At 67.4% G+C, this 23,615-nt stretch carries 19 protein-coding genes; 5 read left to right on the top strand and 14 right to left on the bottom strand.

The genetic code is table 11. The features are described 5' to 3' along the window. Window positions 1–1,545: a sensor histidine kinase gene (locus N825_RS41040; RefSeq protein WP_157619544.1), complete on the bottom strand. Its 1,545-nt coding sequence runs from the start codon at window positions 1,543–1,545 to the stop codon at window positions 1–3. A 25-nt stretch (window positions 1,546–1,570) separates the two neighbouring features. Further along, a complete protein-coding gene (locus tag N825_RS25920) occupies window positions 1,571–3,136 on the bottom strand; it encodes a methyl-accepting chemotaxis protein (RefSeq protein WP_037458557.1) in 1,566 nt (521 codons plus the stop codon). A 205-nt stretch (window positions 3,137–3,341) separates the two neighbouring features. Between N825_RS25920 and N825_RS25915 the strand changes: the two genes are divergently transcribed. Beyond that, entirely contained in the window at window positions 3,342–4,517 is a 1,176-nt protein-coding gene (locus tag N825_RS25915; protein WP_037458555.1) for an epoxide hydrolase family protein, read from the top strand. On the opposite strand, the gene N825_RS25910 is transcribed toward N825_RS25915, so the two are convergent. Beyond that, the gene (locus tag N825_RS25910) at window positions 4,514–5,032 is read right to left on the bottom strand and encodes a 2'-5' RNA ligase family protein (protein ID WP_037458458.1); all 519 of its coding nucleotides are present in this window, start codon (window positions 5,030–5,032) and stop codon (window positions 4,514–4,516) included. The genes N825_RS25915 and N825_RS25910 overlap by 4 nt on opposite strands. Then, window positions 5,022–5,189, bottom strand: a complete 168-nt coding sequence (locus N825_RS39160) for a hypothetical protein (RefSeq protein WP_157619543.1) — start codon at window positions 5,187–5,189, stop codon at window positions 5,022–5,024. Before N825_RS39160 ends, N825_RS25910 begins: the two co-directional genes overlap by 11 nt. A 64-nt stretch (window positions 5,190–5,253) precedes the next feature. Here N825_RS39160 and N825_RS25905 point away from each other — a divergent pair, with 64 nt between their 5' ends. Next, on the top strand, window positions 5,254–5,472 hold the full coding sequence (locus N825_RS25905) for a hypothetical protein (protein WP_157619542.1): 219 nt from the start codon (window positions 5,254–5,256) through the stop codon (window positions 5,470–5,472). A 321-nt stretch (window positions 5,473–5,793) separates the two neighbouring features. Then, a complete protein-coding gene (locus N825_RS25900) occupies window positions 5,794–6,498 on the top strand; it encodes a class I SAM-dependent methyltransferase (RefSeq protein ID WP_051513111.1) in 705 nt (234 codons plus the stop codon). Window positions 6,499–6,532: 34 nt separating this feature from the next. On the opposite strand, the gene N825_RS36935 is transcribed toward N825_RS25900, so the two are convergent. The 5 genes from N825_RS36935 to N825_RS25875 form a co-directional block, all read right to left on the bottom strand. Then, window positions 6,533–7,945: a sensor histidine kinase gene (locus N825_RS36935; RefSeq protein WP_198038903.1), complete on the bottom strand. Its 1,413-nt coding sequence runs from the start codon at window positions 7,943–7,945 to the stop codon at window positions 6,533–6,535. An 82-nt stretch (window positions 7,946–8,027) separates the two neighbouring features. Beyond that, the gene (locus N825_RS25890; RefSeq protein ID WP_051513107.1) at window positions 8,028–8,603 is read right to left on the bottom strand and encodes a putative pterin-binding protein; all 576 of its coding nucleotides are present in this window, start codon (window positions 8,601–8,603) and stop codon (window positions 8,028–8,030) included. Between the two features lie 238 nt (window positions 8,604–8,841). After that, on the bottom strand, window positions 8,842–10,515 hold the full coding sequence (locus tag N825_RS25885) for an alpha-amylase family protein (protein ID WP_037458456.1): 1,674 nt from the start codon (window positions 10,513–10,515) through the stop codon (window positions 8,842–8,844). Window positions 10,516–10,666: 151 nt separating this feature from the next. Continuing rightward, a complete protein-coding gene (locus N825_RS25880) occupies window positions 10,667–12,172 on the bottom strand; it encodes a tripartite tricarboxylate transporter permease (RefSeq protein ID WP_037458455.1) in 1,506 nt (501 codons plus the stop codon). Between the two features lie 10 nt (window positions 12,173–12,182). Next, window positions 12,183–12,680: a tripartite tricarboxylate transporter TctB family protein gene (locus tag N825_RS25875; protein ID WP_037458454.1), complete on the bottom strand. Its 498-nt coding sequence runs from the start codon at window positions 12,678–12,680 to the stop codon at window positions 12,183–12,185. Window positions 12,681–13,182: 502 nt separating this feature from the next. Between N825_RS25875 and N825_RS25870 the strand changes: the two genes are divergently transcribed. After that, complete coding sequence (locus tag N825_RS25870) at window positions 13,183–13,671, top strand: NUDIX hydrolase (RefSeq protein WP_084165069.1); 489 nt, start codon at window positions 13,183–13,185, stop codon at window positions 13,669–13,671. On the opposite strand, the gene N825_RS25865 is transcribed toward N825_RS25870, so the two are convergent. From N825_RS25865 to N825_RS25845, 5 genes are all read right to left on the bottom strand, one after another. After that, a complete protein-coding gene (locus N825_RS25865; protein ID WP_037458453.1) occupies window positions 13,631–14,185 on the bottom strand; it encodes a hypothetical protein in 555 nt (184 codons plus the stop codon). The two genes, N825_RS25870 and N825_RS25865, sit on opposite strands and share 41 nt — an antisense overlap. Window positions 14,186–14,292: 107 nt before the next feature. Further along, window positions 14,293–15,660, bottom strand: a complete 1,368-nt coding sequence (locus tag N825_RS25860) for a gluzincin family metallopeptidase (RefSeq protein ID WP_157619541.1) — start codon at window positions 15,658–15,660, stop codon at window positions 14,293–14,295. Beyond that, window positions 15,653–16,999, bottom strand: a complete 1,347-nt coding sequence (locus N825_RS25855; protein WP_037458452.1) for a TfuA-like protein — start codon at window positions 16,997–16,999, stop codon at window positions 15,653–15,655. The genes N825_RS25860 and N825_RS25855 overlap by 8 nt, the downstream gene beginning before the upstream one ends. Continuing rightward, complete coding sequence (locus tag N825_RS25850) at window positions 16,996–18,249, bottom strand: YcaO-like family protein (RefSeq protein WP_198038902.1); 1,254 nt, start codon at window positions 18,247–18,249, stop codon at window positions 16,996–16,998. Before N825_RS25850 ends, N825_RS25855 begins: the two co-directional genes overlap by 4 nt. After that, window positions 18,246–21,575 (bottom strand): adenylate/guanylate cyclase domain-containing protein, encoded by a 3,330-nt coding sequence (locus tag N825_RS25845; RefSeq protein WP_037458451.1) that lies wholly within the window; start codon window positions 21,573–21,575, stop codon window positions 18,246–18,248. The genes N825_RS25850 and N825_RS25845 overlap by 4 nt, the downstream gene beginning before the upstream one ends. A gap of 282 nt (window positions 21,576–21,857) precedes the next feature. Between N825_RS25845 and ilvA the strand changes: the two genes are divergently transcribed. Next, window positions 21,858–23,378 (top strand): threonine ammonia-lyase, biosynthetic, encoded by a 1,521-nt coding sequence (ilvA, locus tag N825_RS25840; protein WP_037458536.1) that lies wholly within the window; start codon window positions 21,858–21,860, stop codon window positions 23,376–23,378. The last annotated feature ends 237 nt before the right edge of the window (window positions 23,379–23,615 follow it).

The raw sequence follows: 23,615 nt of genomic DNA, 5'->3' as shown, positions 1-23,615 counted from the left end.
TCAACCGCGTGGCGCCACGCGGTTGAGCGTCATGGTGAAGCGGGTACCCTCCCCGGGGCGGCTGGCGACGGTGATCCTGCCACCCAGCACGCGGCTGACCAGCGCGTAGGTGATGTGCAAGCCGAGCCCGCTGCCGCCGAAGCCCAGTTTGGTGGTGAAGAAGGGATCGAAGATCCTCGGCAGGTCAGCGGCGGGGATGCCGCGGCCATCGTCGATGACCTCGATCATCACGACATCACCGCCGTCCGCCGGGGTGGCCACGATCCGGATGGTGCCGGGCGGAACGCCGTCGAAGGCGTGGATGAACGCGTTGACGACCAGGTTGCCGAGCACTTGGCCAAGGGCCCCCGGGTAGCTGTCCATGACGATGTCGGGCGGCACCGCCAAGTCGATCCGGACGCCGGAATTCTTGTGACTGGGCCACAGTGTCGTGACGATCTCGCCGCAGACGCCGGCCAGATCGAACCCGCGCCGCAACTCGCTGGTCTGATCTACCGCGACCCGCTTGAAGCTGCCGATCAATTCGGCGGCCCGCGTCAGGTTGGCGACCAGCAGCCGCCCGCCCGTGGCGAAGCTCTCCGACGCCTCGCGCAGCGCCGAGCGGCGCAGTTCCTTGCCGGCCACCATCGCCTGGAACCGCTCGATCTCGTCGGCCAGCGTGGTGGCGACGGTCAGGCTGTTGCCGAGCGGCGTGTTGATCTCGTGGGCCATGGCCGCCACCATGCCACCCAAGGCCGCCATCTTCTCGGTCCGGACCAGCTCGCCCTGGGCGAGCCGCAGGGTGTCCAGCGCCGCTTGGAGTTCGGCGGTGCGCTCCTCCACCGTCCGCTCGATCTCCTCCATCAGGTGCGACTGCCTGCCGATGAAGCGGAGGCGCTCGTCCTCGTGCTCACGGAGGGTCGCCAGGGCCGCGGCCATGTGCCCGATCTCGTCGCGGCGACCCCGGGCTGGAATCTCGATCGATGTCCGGCTGGCCGCCAATTCCGACATCGCCAGCGTCATGGCCCGCACCGGCTCGGTCACGCCGCGCAGGATGAGGAGCAGCGTGGCCGCCACCACGGTCAGCAGGACGGCGCCGGCCAAGGCTATGGCGCGGGCGCGGTCGGCGGCCAATTCGGCGGCGCGGCGGCCGGATAGACGAAGCTCGAGCGTGCCGATCGGCCGCGCCGCCGATCGGCCGGGCGGATGATGCTCCAGCGTGACCCGTTCGTCCACATCGTCCTTGCCCGCCGCCGCGGCGACATCACCCAAGGCGGCGAAGGGCGCGCCGCTGGCGTCGAGGATGGCGACGCTGAGGAAATCGGGATCGTTGGCGACCGGTTGCAGCAAGGCGCGCGCCGCCATGTCGTCCACGTTCCACAGGATCTCGGCGGCGGCGCCCGCCAGGATGCCCGCGATCCGGCGCGCGCGGTCGTCCAGGGCGTTGGCGGCGTCACGGCTGGTGAAGGTGATGGCGGCCAACACGGCGATGGCCACGGCCACCATCAGCGGCAGGCAGATGACCGCCAGCGTCCGCGCCAGCAGACTGTGACGGAGCGGCACCACGGCGGCCACCGCAGCCGCTTTGGGGTCAGGCGGCTTCCAGCTTCGAGACGAAGCCGCGAACGCCGGACTGGAGCGTGTCGAAGGATTGCTGGAGGCTATGAATGGAGCCCATCAGGACGACGGCGGCGGCGCCGTTCCGTTCGGCCGAACTGGCGACGTCGCGGACATTCTCCTGAAGCTCCTGGGTGCCCTGGGCTGCGCTGGTCACGGCGCGGCTGATCTCCGAGGTGGCCGCGTTCTGCTGCTCGACGGCGGCGGCGATGACCGAACTGATCTGGGAGACGCTGCCGATGATGTTGGCGACTTCCGTGATGTCGGCGGCGGTCCCGCCGGTCGAGGCCTGGATCGCCCCGATATGTTGGGAGATCTCGCCCGTGGCGCGGGCGGTCTGCGCCGCCAGTTGCTTGACCTCGTTCGCGACCACCACGAAACCCTTGCCGGCGTCTCCGGCGCGCGCCGCCTCGATCGTGGCGTTGAGGGCGAGCAGGTTGGTCTGCGCCGCGATCGAGTTGATCAGGGTCACCACGTCGCCGATCCTGCTGGCGGCGCCGACGAGGTTCTTGACCTTCTCGACCGCGTCCTGGGCGCGCCGCGCCGCCTCGATCGAGACGGTGTGGGAGTTCAACGACCGCGACGCGATCTCGCGGATGGAGGCCGCCAACTGCTCGACCGCCGCGGCGACTGTTTGGACGTTGGCGCTGACCCGGTCGGCTGCGACCGAGGCGGCGCCGGAAAGACTATTGTTGTCGTCCGCCGTGCCCTGGACGACGCTGGCCGAGGAGGTCATCGCCGACGCGGTGGTCCCAAGCAATCCCAGCACGCCGCTGACCTCCGATTCGAAGCTGGCGGCGACCATCCGCAGCGACTGCCGGCGTTCGATCTCGGCCTCGCGCTTCAGGCGCTCGCGATCCATTTCGAGCTGGATCTTCGCGATCGCGTTGTCGCGGAAGGTGGCGACCGCCTTGGCCATGCGGCCGATCTCGTCCAGGCGGCGGGTCGCCGGAATATGGGCGGCGGTATCGCCATCGGCCAGCGCCGTCATGGTCGTGGTCATGATCTCGATCGGACGGGTGATCCGCCGCAGGATCAGGGTGAAGGCCAGCAACAGGCAGACCAGCGCGATGGCGCCGACCAGGACGATCCTGTCGGTCGTGTGGGCGATCTTGGCGAAGACGCCTTTCGGGCTGACCGCCAGTTCCAGCGTGCCGATGCTCTTGCGCTTGTCGCCAGCGCCGTACATCACCGGAGCGCTTTCGACGACCAAATCGGAGGCCGCGTTGCCGGTGTCGCCATGCGACGCGAAGACCTCGCCCTTGCCCACGGTCAGCCGGCTGTAGACATAGTCGCGATCCGAGGCCAGCGCCCCCAGCAAACCCACGGCGGCCTGATTGTCCATGTTCCACATCATTTCGCCACTGCCGCCCGACACGATGGTCGCGAGCAGCCTGGCCCTGTCGGCGAGTTCCTCCCGCGCCATGTTCCGCGACATCGTCGACAGGCCCACTATGGTCACCGCCGCGAGGGCGATCAGGAGGATGGTGATCTGCGCGAGGGCCTGCACGGCGAAGCTTCGGCGGAAGAGGGCGAGCATGGCGATATCCGTTCCAATGAGATCCGGACGCGGCGGCCGGTGCGCCCAATTCATAGGCATCACCGTCCAGCCGCGCGTATGACGATTTTAGTATGACGTTCGTGTGCGTCTGTTTTTTGTCAGTTATTTGAAATGTCCCTTTACCATCACCCGACAACGCGCGCGAAACGGCGCGGGAAATCCGTTCATGGGAGGATAAATGCCAGTGACGCCGACACCCTTCACCCTGCGCGTGCCCGATGAGGCCATCGCGGACCTGCGCGACCGCCTGCGCCTGACGCGGTTTCCCGATCAGGCGCCCGGCGAGCCCTGGGCCTTCGGAACCGACGTCGCCTGGATGCGCGACTTCGTGGATTACTGGCGGGATGGGTTCGACTGGCGGGCGCAGGAGGCGAGGCTGAACGCCTTCCCCCAGTACAAGGTGGCCCTGGATGGCGTCGACCTGCACTTCCTCCATGTCCCCGGCAAGGGTGCTCCAGGCAGGCCCGCCCTGCCGCTGCTGCTGTCGCATGGCTGGCCGGGCTCGGTGTTCGAGTTCATGGACCTGATCCCGCGCCTGACCGATCCGGCGTCCTTCGGCGGCGATCCGGCCGACGCCTTCACCGTGGTGGCGCCGTCCCTGCCGGGCTTCGGGCTGTCGTTCGCGCCGGGCCAGAAACGGTTTGGCGCGGAGGAGATCGCGGAACGCTTCGTCCAGTTGATGACGGAGGTTCTGGGATATGACCGGTTCGCCGCGCAGGGCGGCGACTGGGGGTCGTTCATCACGTCCAGGATAGGCCACACCAACGCGGCGAACGTGGTGGGCGTCCACCTGAACCTCCTGCCGCTGAAACGCGACTTGGCGGCGGTCGCCTCCCCGACGCCCGACGAGCGGCGCTATCTGGACGAGTTGTCGGTCTTCATGAAGGAGGAGACCGGCTATCAGTGGATCCAGGGCACGCGGCCCCAGACGCTGGCCTTTGGCCTGACCGACAGTCCGGCGGGGCTGGCGGCCTGGATCGTCGAGAAGTTCCGAGCGTGGTCCGACTGCGGCGGCGACGTGCTGTCGGTGTTCAGCCGCGACCACCTGCTCGCCAATATCGGGCTGTACTGGTTCACCGGCGCGATCGGGTCATCGTTCTGGCCGTATTATGCCCGAATGCACGGGCCCTGGCCGATCCCCGATGGCGGGACGGTCGATGTGCCGACGGGCTATTGCCAGTTTCCGACCGAGATCCTGCGACCACCGCGCTCGATGGCGGCCCGCGTTTTCACCGATATCCAGCGCTGGAGCGTCATGGAGCGTGGCGGACACTTCGCCGCGATGGAGCAACCCGACGCGCTGGCGGCGGAGATCCGGGCGTTCTTCAAGCCGCTTCGGGGCCAAGGGAGCGACGGCTAGGGAACGGCGAAGGGGAACTCGCCCAAGGGCTCCCAGGGACCGCCCAGGTAGCGCCACAGCAATACCCCCTCCCCCGTCGCGTCGAACGGTTCGAACATGGCCTGGAGCCGCTGGAACAAGGCGCGTGCCGCGGCGGGATCGGCCTTGTTCTGGATCGTGACATGGGGCTTGGGCGGCTGCCTGTCCTGGGGGGTCAGGTGGTCGCTCCAGCGGGCGGCCAAGCGGGCGCGGAACGCCACCAGGGCGGGGGCGTCGAAACCTTGGGCGACGCCTTTGCCGAGAAAGCGCCATCCGATGGCGCGCAGGTTGGGCGGCGGGGTATTCGCCATTTCGCCCCGCAGCGTCGCGGCGATGGCGCCGGGGTCGCCGCCCGGCAGGTGGTGGAACAGCGTCAGGTGGGCCGGCAGGAAGTTGCGCTCGACCGGAAAGTGTTCCCGCCGCAGGGCGTCGAGACGCTCGAACGAGGGCTGGTCGAGCTTGAGCGTCAGGATCAGGGGTCGGGACTCATCCGGCATTGATGGCCACCAAAGTTCGCATGAATTCACCACGGATGGCGCCTTGGTAGTCATTGCCTATTTCTTGACCATGGGCATGGAATATATCAATTGTCATGAATTCGCGTCTTTCCCGCTTGGTCATACCACTAATTATCCTTGTCGCGATCGAGGCCATTAACGGCTCCTAAATTCCTTTCTAATCACAATAAGGATATCGCAGACACAGAGCCAGACCAGCCATGACCCTCCCATCCGCAGCGCCATCGTCCCCGATGTCCCCCCTCGACCAGATCTACGCCGAGTACGCCACCGCGCGCGATCAGGTCCTCAAGCAGACCCATTCGTCCCATGTCGGCGAGTGCCTGGACGCCATCCGCCCGCTGTGGGTGGCCTATCAGGACAAGTTGCGGACGCTGTCCGCCGCCGAGGATGTCGCCCCGATGCGGCTGTCGGCTTGAGCGCCAGGTAAAACCCAGTCTCGCCGAGTTTGGTTCGAGCGCCAGAGGAGCCCCCATGCCCGGGGGCTCCTCTGGCGTTTTCGTGTTCCGGCGGTGCCGACACGCGGCGGATCGACACGGTTTTTCCGATCGATTGAAACTATTAATCATATTCCGATACTCAGGAACGCGGCACTATGGATTTGACCATAGGTATCATCATCGCCCGCCCGAGGTGTCGTTTTGCAATCACGTCCGTGTCCCTGCTGCCGTAACCCCGGATACGAAATAGGTCAAATCGAGTTCGGCGAGAGTTGCAACGACGCCTTCGAAGGTCGGCGGATGTTCGCCGACACGGGCATGATGGTGCGTTACTGGGCCTGCCCGATCTGTGACCACATCTGGACGCCTTGTCTGGACGATTGGACTTCCGAGGACTTCCAGCGGCGGATCTACAACGATGACTACGTACTGGCCGATCCGCCGTTCACCTATGACCGTCCCGCCCGCAACGCCGGCCTGATCGACGGAATCGTCGGGTCCCTGCGGGAGACGCTCGCCGTCCTGGACTGGGGAGGCGGCAACGGCCTGCTGGCGCGGCTGCTGCGTGACCGGGGGTTCCGGGAAGCGCTGTCCTGCGACCCGTTCCACGGCGATGGCAGGCCCGCCCCGGAACGGCGCTTCGATTTGGTGACCTGCTTCGAGGTGATCGAGCACGTCCCTGACCAGCGGGCCCTGTTCGGCGAACTCGCCGGTCTCCTCGCCCCACGCGGCGCCCTGCTGCTCAGCACCCTGATCCAGCCGGACGACATCCGCGACCAAGGACTGGGCTGGTGGTACGCGCGGCCCCGCAACGGCCATATCCGGCTGCACAGCCAGTTTAGCCTGGAGCATTGCCTGGCGATCGAGGGGCTGGAATTGGTGTCGCTGACCGAGGAGCTTCACGTCGCTTTCCGCACCATCGAGTCGCCGGTGGTGCGGGCGCTGCTGGAGGCGGAGGTCCAGGGGCCGTCCCTGCCGGGCCTGCCGGCTTTTTCAGCGGATTGACCGACTGTTTGGCCAGTGGTCGATTCGGATCGGCTCAGACCGAGCGTGAGGATAGCGACGCCTTCTCGCCGACCAAGGCGCGCTCGGCCGGCAATTCGATCACCACCTCGGTTCCGACGCCGGGCTCGCTCGACATCCTGACGGTGCCGCCGTGCCGGTCCACCAATTGGCGGACCAGCGGCAGGCCCAGCCCGGTTCCCTGCGCCTGACGGGCCAACTTGCTGTCGGATTGTTCGAACGGCAGGAAGACCCGCGCCAGATCGGCGGCGGGGATGCCGATGCCGGTGTCGCTGACGATGATGACGGTCCGGCTGGCGGCGTCGCGCTCCACCGTCACGCCGATCAAGCCGCCGGCGGGTGTGAATTTGACCGCGTTGGACAGCAGGTTGTCCAGGATCTGCCGCAGCCGCATCCGGTCGGCGAAGATCCCGACATCGTGGGAGGGCGGCTCAAGCTCGATCGAGACGCCGGCGGACCGCGCCGTCTCGCGCAGGTCGCGCACCGCCTCGGCCGCGAGGCCGACCAGATCCAGCGCCTCCTCGCGAAGCTCCATCTTGCCGGCCTCCAGCTTGGCGAGGTCCAGGATGTCGTTGATCAGCGCCAGCAGCCTGCCTCCGGCGTGGTGGATGTCCGAGATGTATTCCGCCTGACGCTCGCTCATGCGGCCGAAGATGCCGCTCAGCAGGGCCTCGGAAAAGCCCAGGATCGCGTTGAGCGGTGTCCGGAGCTCGTGGCTGACGTTGGCGAGGAAGTTGGACTTGGCCTCGCTGGAGCGGACGGCGGCGTCGCGCGCCACCACGAGGTTCTGGGTCAGGTCGAGAAGCTGGCGGTTGGTGGCGCGGAGCGCCGTCTCGGAATGCATGTGGCGCCGCATCAGCCAAGCCAGCGCCAGCACTAGGAAGATGAAGCCGATGCCATAGCCCAGCAGCTTGACCTTGAAGGCGTTGACCTGGTTCTGCATCGTGCTGATCAGCTTGTTCTGCCGATCGATCACCGAGAACGACATGCGGCGGTGCGCGGTGATCGCCCGCTCTATATCCTGGTCGGCGACCAGCCGGAACGCGACGGGATCACTGTCCAGCAAGGGCAGGTCGTGGTCGATCCTCTCCACCGCGCCGCGCACTTCGGCGACCCCGGCCTCGCGGCCGATGCCCTGGGTGTGCCATTCGGAACTACCCGCCTCCGGCAGCGAGTTGATCCGGTTGAAAACGTTGTCGAGGCGCAGCTTGACGTCGTCGATCAGATCCGGCGAACTGTCTTGATCCAAGGCCCGGATGGCGACCTGGAGGCGAAGCAGGTCGACCGACAACTGCCCGTCGTACCAGATGTCGGCACCGCTCGCGACCTCGACCGACCGCTGGATGGCGATCAGATCGACGACGAGCATCGGCGAGCTCAACAGCACGAGGACGAAGGATACCGTCCAGACTATCTTGCCCAGATCCATGAAACGCATCCTGGCGGCCGTCACCCGAGGCATGGTCGCGGCGAACGCCGGTCACGGCAACGGGGAAATGTTGGAACGCCCGTCATTCCACCGTGATCGCCTTCAACTGCCAAACCCAGCGTGACAGGAACTCACGCTGATTCAACTCGGGATAGGCGTGCTGCGGATAGATCATCCAGATGGGACCGCGGTCACGACGCGACATGTACTCGCCATCCTTCTTCAGGGCCAGCATGACCGGCCACGTCTTGGCGTCGGCGATCGGTGCCGGGCTCTCGAAATCGTTGAGGGCGGTCAACTTCAAGGTCGTGGCCGCGGGATCGGCGCCGACCACGTCGAGCAGGCTGGACAGCAGGACGCCCTCGAACTCCGACGCCTCCGCCGTCCAGCTGGTGGCCGTGGTGAACCGGATCAATCCCAGGCTCTCCAGGGTGGCGGTGTCGAACCGCACCGCGCCCAGGTTGGTGCGGCCCGTGACCGTGAGGATCACCGGCCCCTTGGGCTTGGGCACCGCCATGCCCGCCATCAGCGTTGGCTTGGTCACCGTCTGGTAGACCGGCGAGACGGACTGCGCCACGCCCGGCGACGGCGCGAGACCGCCGCCGACCACGACGATGACGACGCAAGCGACAAGTATGGCGGCCAGACGGTTGAGCATTCGGATCTCCTTCGCGGACGAATGTCGCGGGCGGACGGTTGGCGGGCAGGCGAATCGCGATGTCCGCGTGATCGGACAATACTGTCCGCGTGTTATTTAAGATCGTATGAAAACCAACTACATTTCCAGCTTGTTCTTACTTAGTTCGAAACCAACTGCAAATGATCGACATACCATAGGCCGAATTTCATATTACATTCGACTTTCGGGATCGGTGAAAGGTTTCCGGACACAGTGTTTAGAGCAGGATCGTCTCACCCTTGCGCCGCACCCGGAACCATCGGCAGCCATAGCGATCCAAGTGGATGCTGACGGTGCCATCCTTGTCCAAGGTGAAGTCTCCCCGCCCGAAGAGATCGACCAAGCTGTCCCATCCCAAAGTATTCTCAACCTTGAAGTTGGCGCCGCATGACTTGCCTCCGAGGTTGTGGACCGTCAGGACCGTCCTGTCGTCCCAGTCGTAGCGGAGCGCGAAGACGGCGGGATCCGTCACCGGCACGATGCTCCACTTGCCATAGGCGATCTCGGGCGTCTCGCGCCGACGGCGGATCAGCCGCTCGATCCAGTTTAGCATCGAGCCGTCGTCGCGCCGTTGCGCCGCGGCGTTGATCGAGGCGGGTCCCCAGCGCTTGCCCGACACCACGGGACGGCGCAACAGCTTGGCGTCGGCGGTCGAGAAGCCGCCATTGACCTCGTCGGACCACTGCATCGGCGAGCGGACGCTGAGCCGGCCTGGGATCGCGAGGTTCTCGGACATGCCGATCTCCTCGCCGTAGAACAGCACCGGAGCCCCGGGGAACGAGAACATCAGGCTGTAGGCCATGCGGATGCGGGCCTCGTCGCCGTTCAACATGGTCGGCAGGCGCCGTCGCAACCCCCGGCCGAACAGCTGCATCTCCTCCTTCGGGCCGAACTCGCGGAAGACCTCGGCCCGCTCGGCTTCGGTCAGCTTGTCGAGCGACCATTCGTCGTGGTTGCGGATGAAGTTGCCCCACTGGCAGTCCTCCGGCAGCGTCGGCAATGCCCGCAAGCCGTGGATCAACCCGCTGGCGTCGCCGCGCGCCAGAGCCATCGCGAAGGATTGGTTCAGGTTGAAGTTGATGCACATGTGCAGTTCGTCGCCATCGTCGCCGAAGAAGCGGCGGACCTCCTCCGGCTCCAGGTTGACCTCGCCCATCAGGATGGCGTCACCCCGGCGGCGGCCCATGAACGAGCGCAACTCGCGGAGCCAGTCATGGGGAAGGACATCCATCCGCGCCTTGATGCCGATGGTCTCCAGCAGGAAGGGCACGGCGTCCACCCGGAAGCCGGACAGACCAAGTTCCAGCCAGAATCCGATGATCTTGCCGATCTCGTCCCGCACGGCGGGATTGGAGATGTTCAGGTCCGGCTGGTACTTGTAGAAGCGGTGCAGGAAATACTGCTTGGCCTGATCGTCCCACTCCCAGTTGCTGTCCTCCTTGTCGGGGAACACCAAGCCGCTCTGCTTGTCACCCTCCGGGATCTGGTCGCTCCAGACGTACCAGTCGCGGTAGGGAGACTTGGGATCGGACCGGGCCGATTGGAACCAGGGGTGATCGCGCGAGGTGTGGTTGACCACCAGGTCGGCGATCACCCGCATGCCCCGGTCGTTGGCGAGCCTGACCAGTTCGACGAAGTCGCCCAGGCTGCCCAGGCGCGGATCGACCGAGTAGTAATCGGTGATGTCGTAGCCGTCGTCGCTGTTGGGCGTGGGATAGAACGGCATCAGCCACAGGCAGGTGACACCGAGCCCGGCCAGATAGTCGATCCGTTCCATCAACCCCCTGAAGTCGCCGATGCCATCGCCGTTGCCATCCTGGAAGGTCTCGACGTCGAGGCAGTAGAAGACGGCGTTCTTCCACCAAGTGTCGCTGGTCCGGGTGATCGCCATGCTGGTCCTTCTTGTACTGGCCTATCCTGGGCCTGTCCTGGGGGAGAGCCCGCGGGTGGGGCTCTCCCCGCGGGCTTCTGAGGTAAGGCCGGGGAAGCCGTTAGGTTCCCGGGACGGCATATGACAAGAGGTGGGTGATCGGAGACGAGTGTCAGGTCTGTCCCGCCGGGTCGACCGGCTTCTTCCGGCGCCGCAGCAGGAACGGCACCATCACCAGCAGGAGCGCCACGATCAGGAGCCCCAGCGAGATCGGGTGTGTGACGAAGACCGACACGTCGCCCTGGCTGATCGCCAGCGCGCGGCGGAACTGCTGTTCGGCCAGCGGTCCCAGGATCAATCCGACGACGCAGGGCGCCACCGGCACGTCGAGGACCCGCATGCCGAACCCGATCACGCCGATGATCCACAGGATCACCAGATCGACCACGTTGTTGTTGAGCGTGTAGGTTCCCAGCGTGGCGAAGACCAGGATGCCGCCGTAGAGCCACGGCCGCGGGATGGTCAGCAGCTTGACCCAAAGTCCGACCAGCGGAAGGTTCAGCAGCAGCAGCAGCACGTTGCCGATGTAGAGGCTGGCGATCATGCCCCAGACCAGTTCCGGGTTGCTGTCGAACAGCAGGGGGCCGGGCTGCAGGCCGTATTGCTGGAAGGCGGCCAGCATGATCGCGGCGGTCGCCGAGGTCGGCAGCCCCAGCGACAGCAGCGGCGCCAGCGTGCCGGCTGCGGACGCGTTGTTGGCGGCCTCCGGTCCGGCGACCGCCTCGATGGCGCCCTTGCCGAACTCCTCCGGATGCTTGGACAGGCGCTTCTCGGTCAGATACGACAGGAAGGTCGGGATCTCGCTGCCGCCGGCCGGAAGCGCCCCGATCGGGAAGCCCAGCAGGGTACCGCGCAGCCACGGCTTCCAGGACCGTTTCCAGTCCTCCTTGCTCATCCACTTCGAGCCCTTGAGCGCGAAGATCTCCTCGGTCTCGTACCGGAAGCGGGACGCCACGAACAGCGTCTCGCCGACCGCGAATAGGCCGACCGCGACCACGACGGTGTCGATGCCGTCGAGCAGTTCGGGGATGCCGAGCGTGAAGCGGGCCTGGCCCGTCTGCAGGTCGATGCCGACCAAGCCCAGCGCCAGACCGAAGAACAGGCTGGCGAGGCCGCGCGGCAGGCTGTCGCCGAGCACGGCGGTGACGGTGACCAGCGCCAGCACCATCAGCGAGAAATACTCCGCCGGGCCGAACAGCAGCGCCATCTGGACCATCAGGGGCGCCACGAAGGTCAGCGCGATGGTGCCGATGGTGCCGGCGATGAAGGAGCCGATGGCCGCCGTCGCCAGCGCCTGCGCGCCGCGGCCCTGGCGGGCCATCTCATGGCCGTCGATCGCGGTGACGATGCTGCCCGACTCGCCCGGCGTGTTCAGCAGGATGGCGGTGGTCGATCCGCCATACATCGCGCCATAGTAGATGCCGGCGAACATGATGAAGGCGGAGGTCGGCTCGAGGTTGTAGGTGATGGGCAGCAGCAGGGCCACCGTCAGCGCCGGACCGATGCCGGGAAGCACGCCGATCGCCGTGCCGACGGTGACGCCCAGCAGGGACCACATCAGGTTGAAGGGTGTCAGCGCCACGGAGAAGCCGTGGCTGAGTGCCGCGAGGGTTTCCATCGGGTTCCGCCTATTCCGCGTCCGTTTCGGCCGGAGCCATCATGTCCTCGATGACGCCGCCGGGCAGCCCGAGATCCAGGCCGTAGTTGAAGACGACGAAGGCCAGGATGGCGAGCGCCAACCCCAAGCCAGCGTCGACCAGGATGCGCCGGCTCAGGAAGGCGCGGGCGGTGAAGGCGAACAGCAGCGCCGCCGCGACGATCCAGCCCGCGTATTCCATCAGCAGCATCTCGACGATAAGGCCGGTGGAGACCAGCGCCACGGCGCGCCAGTCGAGTTCCAGCCCCCGTTCATGCGCGACATGCCCAGCGAGGGCCTCGCGCAGCAGGACGGCGCCGATCACCAGCAGACCTCCCGCGATCAGGAAGGGGAACAGCCGGGGGCCGACCGGCGCGTTGCCGGCCCCGCCGCCCAGCAGGAATGTCTCGTATCCGATGAACAGGCCGAGCGCCAGAACGCCTCCGCCCAGTATCGCCTCGCCCAGGCGCAAACCGCGTCCCGTCGCCATGAGGTCTCCTCCCCCGTCCCTGAAGCCCCATCCCTCGCCCGGAACCCTTGTTCCGGACACCGCCGTTTTCGTACGGCTTTCGGATGTCGTTGGAACAGCTTAGCGCCGATCCCCGCCGCGGTCAGGGAGGATATTTCGGGAAATTGGGTACTCCGGGAAGGGAATGGCGAAGGTTTGGGGCCTCGCCAGCGGGTCCAGCGACGGGACGACCATCAAGAAGAAGCGTGCGCGTACCGGCCCGACATCGCCGTTCCGCGAAATTCCACCGGGCAGGAGCGAAAACCACACTCCGGCAAGCCCTCTCTCTCATATGGCTAATGGATAGCCGCGCGAAAGGGGTATTTACAAGAGATGGTCTTGTGAAATGAATGGTCAAACACAATATAATAAGATATCTTGTCGCAAATATCTCACAGGAGACCTCGCGACTGTATAAAGGTCTGTTCATCCCTTGGGATGACAATGGCCTGACAGCCCAATATATCTCAGGACCCCGCTAAAAATGCCTCGATCGCAGCTTGCCGTAATACCCTTCGAGATCCGCCAAGGCCAAGTCATGGTGCTGATGGTGACATCACGCGAGACGAAACGATGGGTGGTTCCGAAAGGTTGGCAAGAAAAGAACGTGTCCGATCCGGATCAGGCGGCACGCGAGGCGTTCGAGGAGGCTGGCGTCGTAGGCCAAGTCGGCGCCAAGGCGATGGGATCGTACCGGTACAAGAAGCGCCTGAAGAACGGCAGCCTGAAGAACGTCGAGGTCGCGGTCTATCCGTTCGAGATCGAAGAGCTGCTTGACGAATGGCCGGAGATGGACGAGCGCGAGCGCCGCTGGATGACGCCCGCCCAGGCGGCGCTGGCTGTCGACGAAGGTTCGCTGGCCGCCCTTCTGCTGGGACTGGCCGTCGAACCGCCGAACGTCAAGGGATCGCGTGCGTCGCGAAAGTCGGGACTTAGCGCGAAAAACGCCCGCGCATCTGCGTATCCGCTCTGACCTGCATGTCGATCCGGCTCTGAAGATCGGCGCGCGTCTGCATGTCGATGCGCGGGTTGAGATCGCCGCTGGTCATGTTGGTGGCGCTGGTCAGCGCCGGGTCGAGCAGGATCTCATCCAGGGGACCTGACACGATGTCGATCCTGACCGACATGTCGACCTTGTCGTAGGCCCACATCACGACGTCGTCGAAGAACTTCTCGTCGCGGCGGAACTCGACGCCCAGGGCCGACATGTCCTCGACCTCGGCGACCTTGGTCCCATCGCCGTGGACGACGAAGACATAGGGCTTCGCCAGCTTGTAATAGCTGCCCTCGTAGCTGAAGCCGTAGATCCGGGCCAGCCGGGGATCGCTCTCCGCCTTGAGGCATTCGCCGAGGGGTGAGGGCTTCAGCGCCGACTTGCCGCTTTTCGCCGCCGGCTCGGAATGGGACAAGGTCAATCCGCCAAACGGCCGGCCGAACATCCGCACGAGCGATGGGTCGAGCAACGTCTCCAGGAACTCGTCGGACATGACAGGCGTCTCCCCCGGTATCGATCGTCCAATCGCAGAAGGATTGGGACGATAGATCAGACACCGTGAGATGCGAACCGCGGCAAAGGAGACTAAGGCTAAATCTCCTACCGCCAGCGGTGCCCCAGCGCCTTCAGCGACGCCAGGATCGCGGGTGTGGCGGCGCGGGGCCGCGACTGCCGCATCGCCGCGGCGTGGCGCTCGGCGTAGCTCGGGGACAGCGGCGGGCGGAGGGGTGGCGCTGGAACGGCCAGTGGGTCGATCCCGCGCGCGCCGAAATGGATCAGGATCGCCTCAAGGTTGCCCCGCTGCCCCCGGTCGAGCGCCGCCGTCAGGTAACGGGCGGCGAACCCGTCGTAACTCAGGTCGTCGGGCCGGAGTGTCCGGACCGCTTCGGCCAAGCAGGCGCCGACGAGATCGCGGGCGTCGGTCAGCGCGTGGCGGAAGCCGTCGCGGAAGCGCTCCAGGCGGCTGCCGTAGTGGTCGCCCAGCCGGTCGATCGCCAGTTCCACCTCGTCCCGCCGCCAGCCCCGGGCGTCGTTGTCGGGCTCGATCAGACCGCGCGCGACCAGGCCGTCCTGGAACAGCTCCACCAGGATGTCGAAGACGGCCCCGGTCAGTGGCAGAGACATGTCGTGGGCATCGCGGTCGAGCCCCTTGGGGTCGAACCAGTCTCCGTGCCCCAGATAGCGCACGCCCACGAGATCGGCCAAGGCGGAGTCGTTGCTGGCGACGCGGATCTGGTCGGCCGCCGCGAACTCGCCGATCCGGCTCAAGGCGTTGAGGACGTAGAGATTGCCGCCGCACTCGTTCAGCACCTGATCGATGGCACCGGAGAAATGAAGGAACGAGAGCAGGGACATCAGGTCGGCGGCCGCTTCCTGGAATCCCAGATACTCGGCGGTCACCCGCGATTCCTCCGGATAGCCCATCACGGAGAACAGGATGGCGTGGGCGGTCTCGTGCGCCAGGACGTCGAAGTTGAGGCAGAACGGGGAGCGGGCGCCATCCCCTGCGATCTTGAACCCCGCCTCGATATAGCCGGGCCCGAAATGCGCGTTGTCCCAATCGACCACCGGGATCAGTTCCAGCCGCGGTCCCGACGGGAAGCGCGGCCAGCGAACCGTCTCGCCCAGGTACCGTTCCCAGACATCCAGCGCCAGCCGGACCGAGCCATACATGTGGACGGCGGGAAAGTCCGGGTGATCGACGGGGATATGGTCGAAATGTCCATCGGGGCCGGGACGCGTCGGCGGACGGCACGGTCCCCGCCAAGGCGGTCCGGAACCGTCATCATAGGGAGGCTTGTGGCCCAGCGCGTCCACGACATACATCCTGTCGTCGCACGGACCGGCGCCGATTTGACCGGGACGAGGGCCGACGGTCACGGTATCGGGCGTCTCCGGGCCGCCGCTCCCGGGAGTTTGGCGGAACAGGCGGAACCGGGTCCCCCCAGGGATACCGTCCTCAGCCATCGGCATCGTTCCCACGCCGCCCTCCGTGTCGAAACAGCCGCTCGACCGCGTCGAAGAAAGCGGACTGATCGGCGTGGCCCAGCCTCAGGATGAACGCGTCGAGGTCGGTGGGCACGGGCACTTCCAGGTGCTCCTCGAAATACCATCCCGCCAGCCGCGCCCGTTCCAGATCGCTGGGATCACGGCCCGGCCTCGCCGCCTCCCGCAGACTTCGGCCCCGCTCCGCCAGTGCGGCGAAGCGGCCGTCGAGTCGCAGCAGGTCGGCCATCGCCTCGGTCAATCTCCCGGCCATGGCGCCTTCCAGGGCAAGAAGCGCCGCCTCGTCCTTCAGCAACCGGCCAAGGCTGGCGCTGTCCAGCCCGTTGGCCTGAACCCAGGCGGTCAGGTCGCGCCGCCGGCTCAAGCCAACGCGGCGGCGCAGGTCGTCCAGGCGTTCGCGGAGGACGGCGGTACCGGGGCTCGGGCAACACCGCGCCGCCTCCTCCAGCGCGCACAGGCGCTGGGCGGCGCGCGCGGACAGGGCGAACCAGGCGTCGGGATCGAGGCGCAGGGCGGTCAGGGCGTCGGCGCTGGGATCATCGCGTGGGGGTTGGGCGGGTGTCGCGTCGGCGGCGGCTCGGAACCGCTCCCAGACAAGGGTCCGCTCGAACCGGAAGGAGGGGCGGAACGGGACCGGCGGCGGGTCGTCGCGCAGCCGCTCCAACAGCGCCACGGCGTCGCGCCGCTTGGCTTGGACGCGGTTGCCCGGCAGCCAACCGCGGAGCGCCGTGCCGGCGGACGGGTCGAGCGGGCTGGCGCAGTCCTCCAGCAGCGCGGGCCAGCCGCGATCGGCGTGGAACAGCGCGCGGGCCCGGTCGAGCAGCGCGCGGCCGGTGGCGTCGACGATGATCCCGGCGGCCACCGCCGCGTCGATCGTCGCCCTGATATCGACCAGCGCCTCGGACAGGGGCATGAAGTCCAGCTCGGCGGGCGCGTGGATCACGGCGACCTCGTCGTCGGCCTCCAGTGCGCCGTCGCGGAACGCCTCGAAGACGCCTCCCACCCCGATCATGCCGAAGCCGTGCAGTTCGGCGGCGCGCAACGCGCCCATGCTGGCGGCCCCCAGCACCGGGACACCCTGGTCGAGCGCCCACAGGATCTCCTTGTGCCAGACTGAGGGAACCTGATCGAACCCGCCGTCGATGATGCCGATGGCGCTGGGGAGACGGGTTCGGCCGCGGTCGCGGACCAAGCGGTAGACGTCGCCCTGGCGGACCGGCGGCAGGTAGTCGGCGTCGAGGATCGCCATGGCGTCGGCCTGGGGCAGCGTCGGCCCCAGGAAGAGGACGGGCTTGTTCATGGCACCACTCCGCGGGCCCGGCGGCCGGGCAGGTAATCGCCTTCCGAGCCGCGATCCGCCGCCTCCAGGCCGGGCACGACGACACGAACGACCGGCAGACCGAACTCCGGCCGCGTCAGGTCGGCGTACAGGATCGGTCCAACGCCGACGGTGGCGAGACGGTCCGACACCGTGGCGACATCGCTCCGGACGGTCGGTCCGGCGATGGACTGGATCGCGCGGAAATCCCGGCGTGATCCCCCGACGGAGAGCCAGCGCCGGGCGGTGTGCCAGCGCTCGGCCCGCGTGTCGGGGTTCCAGGCGTCGGGGTCGAAATCGTCCCTGGAGCCGGCGATGAAGGTGGTCCGCGCCTGCGCCGCCTCGGTCAAGGCACGCGACAGCGCCACGCCGGCGTCGGGATGACAGCCGCTGCCCAGTTCGGCGTCGCCGGCCTCGGGCGCCTTCCCGGCGATGGCGCACAGGAAGGCCGGAACACCGATATCGCTGGTGACGTCCCAGACGCCGACATCGATGCCGACGCGGTCGAACCTGGCCAGCAGACCGCGCGCGGCGGCGTCCTCAACCGTGTCGAGGTCGAGCCGCGTGCCGGCGCGATCGGGCCCGCCGGCGCGTCGCCACAGGGTGATGGCGTCGCGCTCGACCACTTCGCACAGGCCGTGGGCCAGTGCCTCGGTCAGGCTGTTGCCCGACGCCAAGCCGTTGGTGGTGGCGGGAAAACAGCCGCTGCCGGCGGGAGGTGGATCGGTGAAGTCGGCGCCGACCAGTTCCAACGGCAGCCAGACCGGAGCGCCCGATAGCAGGTCCCGACCCTCCGCCCATAGGATCGGCCGATCGGGATGGAAGCCGCCCTGTTTCGACCTGGGAAGGGATTCCACATCGGCGATAGGCGCCGCGGCGGCGAGATCGCGCCAGCTTTGGTGGCGGAGGGGCAGCGCCACATGCTCGGCGTGCCAGGTCTCCGCCGCCTCCATGAAGGCCGACGCCTTGGCGGCGGCGTGGGTCAGGCCCTTACCCTGGTTGACCGCGAGCGAGCGGGAGTTGGGACGGCAGGCCATCCAGACCGGCACGCCCAGCCGGTCGAGGCCGGTCACGTCCGAGAGGCGGGTGATGCCGAAGCGGGACGCCAGGGGCAGGAAGCGTTTCAGCGTGACTTCCGGCGGCACCGCCCTATGGGCGCCGTCCCGCCACGCCTTGGGCGCCTCGTCCAGGGCGGCCAATCCCCGAGGAAGCGCCATCACCGGATCACTCACCGGGGCCATCCGACCCGGAGGCGGGCGGACAACCGCCGGGCGCCCTCCCGCGCCGTCTCCAGATCGGGATTGGCGGCGGTGGGCGGCAAGCGGTGGAGCATCCGGCGCAAAAGGTCGAACGCCTCATCCACCCTGCCCCGCCTCTCCCACAAGGTGGCGATGCTGTTGACGGCGCGCAGTTCGAGCGCCAACGCACCCTGCCGCCGGGCCTCCTTCTGGGCCCGCCGGAACGCCGCCTCCACGGCGCCATCGTCGGCTGAACCCGACAGCCACGTCATCTCGCCGATCTGCCGCTCGACCTCCGGCGCCCAGATCCGGAGGCCGATCCTCTCGAACTCCTCGCGCGCCGCGATCAGTTCGGCCAAAGCCTCCTCCGGCTTGCCGGCGCCGGCCAGGACATCGGCCAGCATGCAGTGGAAGACCGGGAAGTCCTCCGGCGTGCCGATCGCCTTCTGACGAGCCAGCGCCACCCTGACCTGATCGAGGCCCCGCATGGGCTCGCCTCGCATGGCGATCGCCCAGCCGGCGTAGAGCAGCCCTTTGGCACGGTGATCGGGAAAGTTCTGTTCCTCCGCCAGGGCGATCATGTCGGCGGCCCGGGCCAGCACCAGCCCAGTGTCGCGGCGGTAGAACTGGTGCGTCAGCGAGGCGTCGAGCGCGTGGGCGCGGCTTCCGGTATGGCCCAGCCCGGCGGCCCAGGCGAGCGAGGCGCCCTCCTCCCGCTGGGCCGCCGCGCCGTCGCCGGCCAGCCAGAGCACCAGCGCCCGCTCGGCGTGGCCGCAGACCTTGGCGTCATGGTTGCCATAGAGCGAGGCGTGCTCGCGGTAGTCGCCGGCCTGGTAGATCGCCAGGCCACGGTCGATGTGGTGACGGCAGCGCGCCAGATCGCCCCGGTTGAAGTGGCTGGCCCACTGGCAATGGTGCGCCTGGAGCAGCATGCCGTCGTCGGCGCGCTCGCTCGCCCGCTCCAGCAGCGCGTCGGCCCGTTGGCCCATCACCGTGAAGTCGCGCGACAGCCGCCACCAGCCCCACGAGATCGGGAAGTGCCTGCTGGTTTCCGGCAGTTGGCGGCACATCTCGTAGGCTTCGGCGTAGAGCCGTTCGACGTCGGGCGAGCCGGGGCCGCGCAGGAAGATCCGCACCGGCCCGAGCAGGACCAGGATCTCCATCCGGAGGTCCAGCGCCTCACGCTCCTTCAACCCGCTTTTGTAAGGAGCCGCGGTCAGGGCGAGCGCCCGGGTCAGGTGGTTCTCGGCCTCGGCCATGGCGGAGCGGTCGAGCGCCCGCCGCGCCGCCTTGAGCAGATAGGCGATGGCAGGTGCGACCTGGGCCGACTCCTCGTAATGGTGGGCGAGCAGGTCGGGACGGAGGTCGCCCGCCTCCGGCGTCAGGTCGAGCAGCGCCGCGGCGGCACGGGCGTGGAGCGCGCGGCGCCGATCGCGCAGCAGGCTGGCATAGGCGGCGTCCTGGACCAGCGCGTGCTTGAAGCTGTAGCGGAGATCGCCGTCGCCATGGATCAGGTCGGCGCGGATCAGGACCGCCAGCGCGTCGTCCAAGTCCTCGGCGCGGAACTCCGACACCCGACTCAGCAGATCGTGGTCGAACGAGCGGCCCAGCACCGAACCCGCTTGGGCAAGCTCCTTGGCGGTGCCGGCGCGGTCCAGCCGGGCCATCAGCGAGGCCTCGAGCGAGATCGGGATGGCGTCGGGGCGGGTGCCGGGCGCGGTCGGCTTGGCCTCCACCAGCGTGCGGGTCAACTCCTCGACGAACAGCGGAATGCCGTCGGTCCGCTCCAGGATGCGCGTCTGGGTGCGGCGGTCGAGCGGCCGGTCGGTGGTCAGGCTGCGGACCATGGCCGCGCAGTCCTCCACCGCCAGCTTGGGCAGATCCAGCGCGTGGACGCCGGGTCGGCCCTTCCAGTCCTCCGGGAATGGCTCGCGCGAGGTCACGATGATGAACAAACGGCGGCCGCGCGCCGTGTCGATCTGGCGGTTCAGCAGTTCGACCGTGGTCGGGTCGAGCCAGTGCATGTCCTCCACCAGCAGGATGACCGGCCGGTCCTCGGCGGCGAGGCAGAGTTGGCGGACCAGCGTCCGGAGCGTCAGCTCCTTCAACTGGCGCGGCGATAGGGGTGGCTGGTTTGATTCCTCCTCGTGCCGGATCGACAGCAGGGAGGCCATCACGCGCAGCACCTCCGCCCGCTCGGCGTCCTCGCCGAACGCGAAGGCGTCGAGCTTGGCGAGACGGGTCGCCGGCGGGTCGAGACGGTCGATGCCGGTGAACCGCTCGATCTCGGCGATCACGGGGCACAAGGGATTGCTGCCGTTGACCTGGGACGCCTGGAGACGGAAGGTCCAATGGCCGGTGTCGCCGGCGCCTTCCAGGAACTCCTCGATCAGCCGCGATTTGCCGATACCGGGTTCGCCGCGCACCAGCAGGACGGCGCCGGTGACCTCGCGGGCCTGGCGCCACAACTCGCGCAGCAGCGCCCGCTCGGTTCGCCGATCGACCAGCGGAACCAGGGGCACCCTGTCGCTGGCGTCGCCCCGGCGGCGCTCGGACCTGACCCGCCAGACGCGGACCGGCTGGGAGAAGCCTTGGAGGGCGTGGGCTCCCATGTCCTCGAAATGGAAACGGCTGGCGGTCAGGCTCCAACTGTCGTCGGAAACGACGACGCCATTCGGCGGGGCGAGGTTTTGCAGGCGCGCCGCCAGGTTGGGGGTGACGCCGGCGATGGGATGCTCGGTCGCGGTGCCGCTGCCGATCAGGTCGCCGATCACCACGGGACCGGTCGCGATGCCGATCCGGACCCGCAGCCTACCGCCGTCGGGCAGCGGCACGCCGCCGATCGCCCGCGTGATCTCCAGAGCCGCCAGCAACGCGCATTCGGCGTCCGATTCCGACGCCGTGGGATAGCCGAACCACGCCACGACGCCATCGCCCAGGAACTTGGCGACATGCCCGCCGAACCGCTCGACGAGGTCGCCGACCAGCCGCTGATAGCGGTGCATCGCATCCAGCACGTCCTCGGCGTCGAGCCGTTCGGCCAACGCCGACGAGCCGACGATATCGGAGAACAGCACCGTCAGGTGGCGCCGCTCGGCCATGGGATGCGGGGCGGTCGGCAAGGATGGGAGCGGTGTCGGCTGGCTGGCGGGGGAGAGCGCGCGGAGGAAGCGCTTGCGCTCGCCCATGCTGAGGCCGATCTCGCGGAGATCGTCCTCGGTCAGTTCGGCGAGGTCGGCGAGGTCGATGTCATGGCCGCGGAAGGCTCCGGCGTGATGGCCCAGGCCGATGGCGGTCAGCCATTCCTCAAGAACGGGCATGCGCCGCTCCCGGAAGCCCCACCACCGCCGGCGTCAAGCCGGTTTCCCAACGCGCGCTCATCCGGACCCGCTTTTGTTTCCCAGTATTGACGAGTGTTACGCTTAATCGCGAATTTACCAGAGCGTCACGCGCCATTCAGCCAAATTGAGGGAACCAAGGCCGATTGCGGCCGATGCGCCTGCTTCGCCCATTGGGGACGCCATCAGGAGACGGGGCGGGATACGGAGCTTGAAACGCGTCCGGGGATGTATAGCATCCCGGGAAACCAGGAGCCCATTCCCGTGCATGACTATGTCAAGAAGATCCTGACGGCGCGCGTCTACGACGTCGCCATCGAAAGCCCGCTCGACCCGATGCCCCGGCTGTCCCAGCGGATCGGCAACCGCGTTCACCTGAAGCGCGAGGATCTTCAGCCCGTCTTCTCGTTCAAGATCCGGGGCGCCTACAACAAGATGAGCGGGATGGCGCGGGCCGACCTGGACAAGGGCGTCATCTGCGCCTCGGCCGGCAACCATGCGCAGGGCGTCGCCATGGCGGCCAACCGGCTGAAGGCCAGGGCCATGATCGTGATGCCCTGCACCACTCCCGCGATCAAGGTCCAGGCGGTCGAGCGGCTGGGTGGCGAGGTGGTGCTGCACGGCGACGGCTTCGACGACGCCTACGCCCATGCCCGCTTATTGGAGGCGGAACACGGCCTGACCTTCATCCACCCCTATGACGACCCCGACGTGATCGCGGGCCAGGGCACCGTGGGCATGGAGATCCTGCGCCAGCATCCCGACCCGATCGAGGCGATCTTCGTGCCGATCGGCGGCGGCGGGCTGGCGGCCGGTGTCGCGGCCTATGTCAAGTTCCTGCGGCCCGATGTCAAGGTGATCGGGGTCGAGCCGGACGACGCCGCCAGCATGAAGGCGGCGCTGGACGCGGGCGAACGGGTGATCCTGGACCAGGTCGGGCTGTTCGCCGACGGTGTCGCGGTCCGCCAGGCGGGTGCCGAGACCTTCCGGCTGTGCCGCGAGTTGCTGGACGACATCGTCACGGTGGACGGGGATTCGATCTGCGCCGCGGTCAAGGACATCTTCGACGACACCCGCGCCATCGCCGAGCCCTCGGGCGCCGTCGCCTTGGCGGGTTTGAAGCTTCACGCCGAGCGCGCGGGCATCACCGGCAAGGCCCTGGTCACCGTCAACAGTGGCGCCAACCTCAACTTCGACCGGCTGCGACACATCGCGGAACGGGCCGAGATCGGCGAGCACCGCGAGGCCCTGCTGGCGGTGACCATCCCGGAACGGCCGGGCAGCTACCGCCGATTCATCCAGGTCCTGGGCCGCCGGTCGATCACGGAATTCAATTACCGCTACGTCGAGGGTCCCGTGGCCAATATCTTCGTGGGCGTGCAGCTGTCCGCCGGCGAGCGCGAGAAGAGGGAGATCATCGGACTGCTCCGGTCCGAGGGGCTGACCGTCGACGACATGAGCGACAACGAGATGGCCAAGCTGCATGTCCGCCACATGGTCGGCGGACGGGTGCCGGGCCTGCGCGACGAGTTGATCTATCGCTTCCAGTTTCCCGAGCGACCGGGCGCGCTGCTGAAGTTCCTGGACGGCATGGCGACCGACTGGAACATATCGCTGTTCCACTACCGCAACCACGGCGCCGATCACGGACGCGTGCTGGCCGGCATCCAAGTGCCCGAGGGGGAGCGCGACGGTTTCCGGCGGCGCTTGGCCGAGCTTGGCTATCCGTGCTGGGACGAGACCGGCAACCCCGCCTACCGGTCGTTCCTGCACGCAGGACCGTGACGCCCCATGCCCGGTTGGATCGGGTGATGATGGTATGGCGTCGTGGGCGAACCATCCCGAACGGGACATTAAATTACGAGCGGTAAGCTTTTTTGTTCGCGCGTTAAGGAATTCGATACGAGAGTAGGGACAATTTCGTGATGGTATCTCTCCCGGGATACCACCGGGCGGCGAGTTGTCCGGTATGCATCCGCACGGTGCCGCGGGGGCTGATCCCCGGTCGGTGCCGTTCCAAGA

Source organism: Skermanella stibiiresistens SB22 (assembly GCF_000576635.1).
GTDB lineage: Bacteria > Pseudomonadota > Alphaproteobacteria > Azospirillales > Azospirillaceae > Skermanella > Skermanella stibiiresistens.
This window is presented reverse-complemented; position numbering and strand designations above follow the sequence as displayed.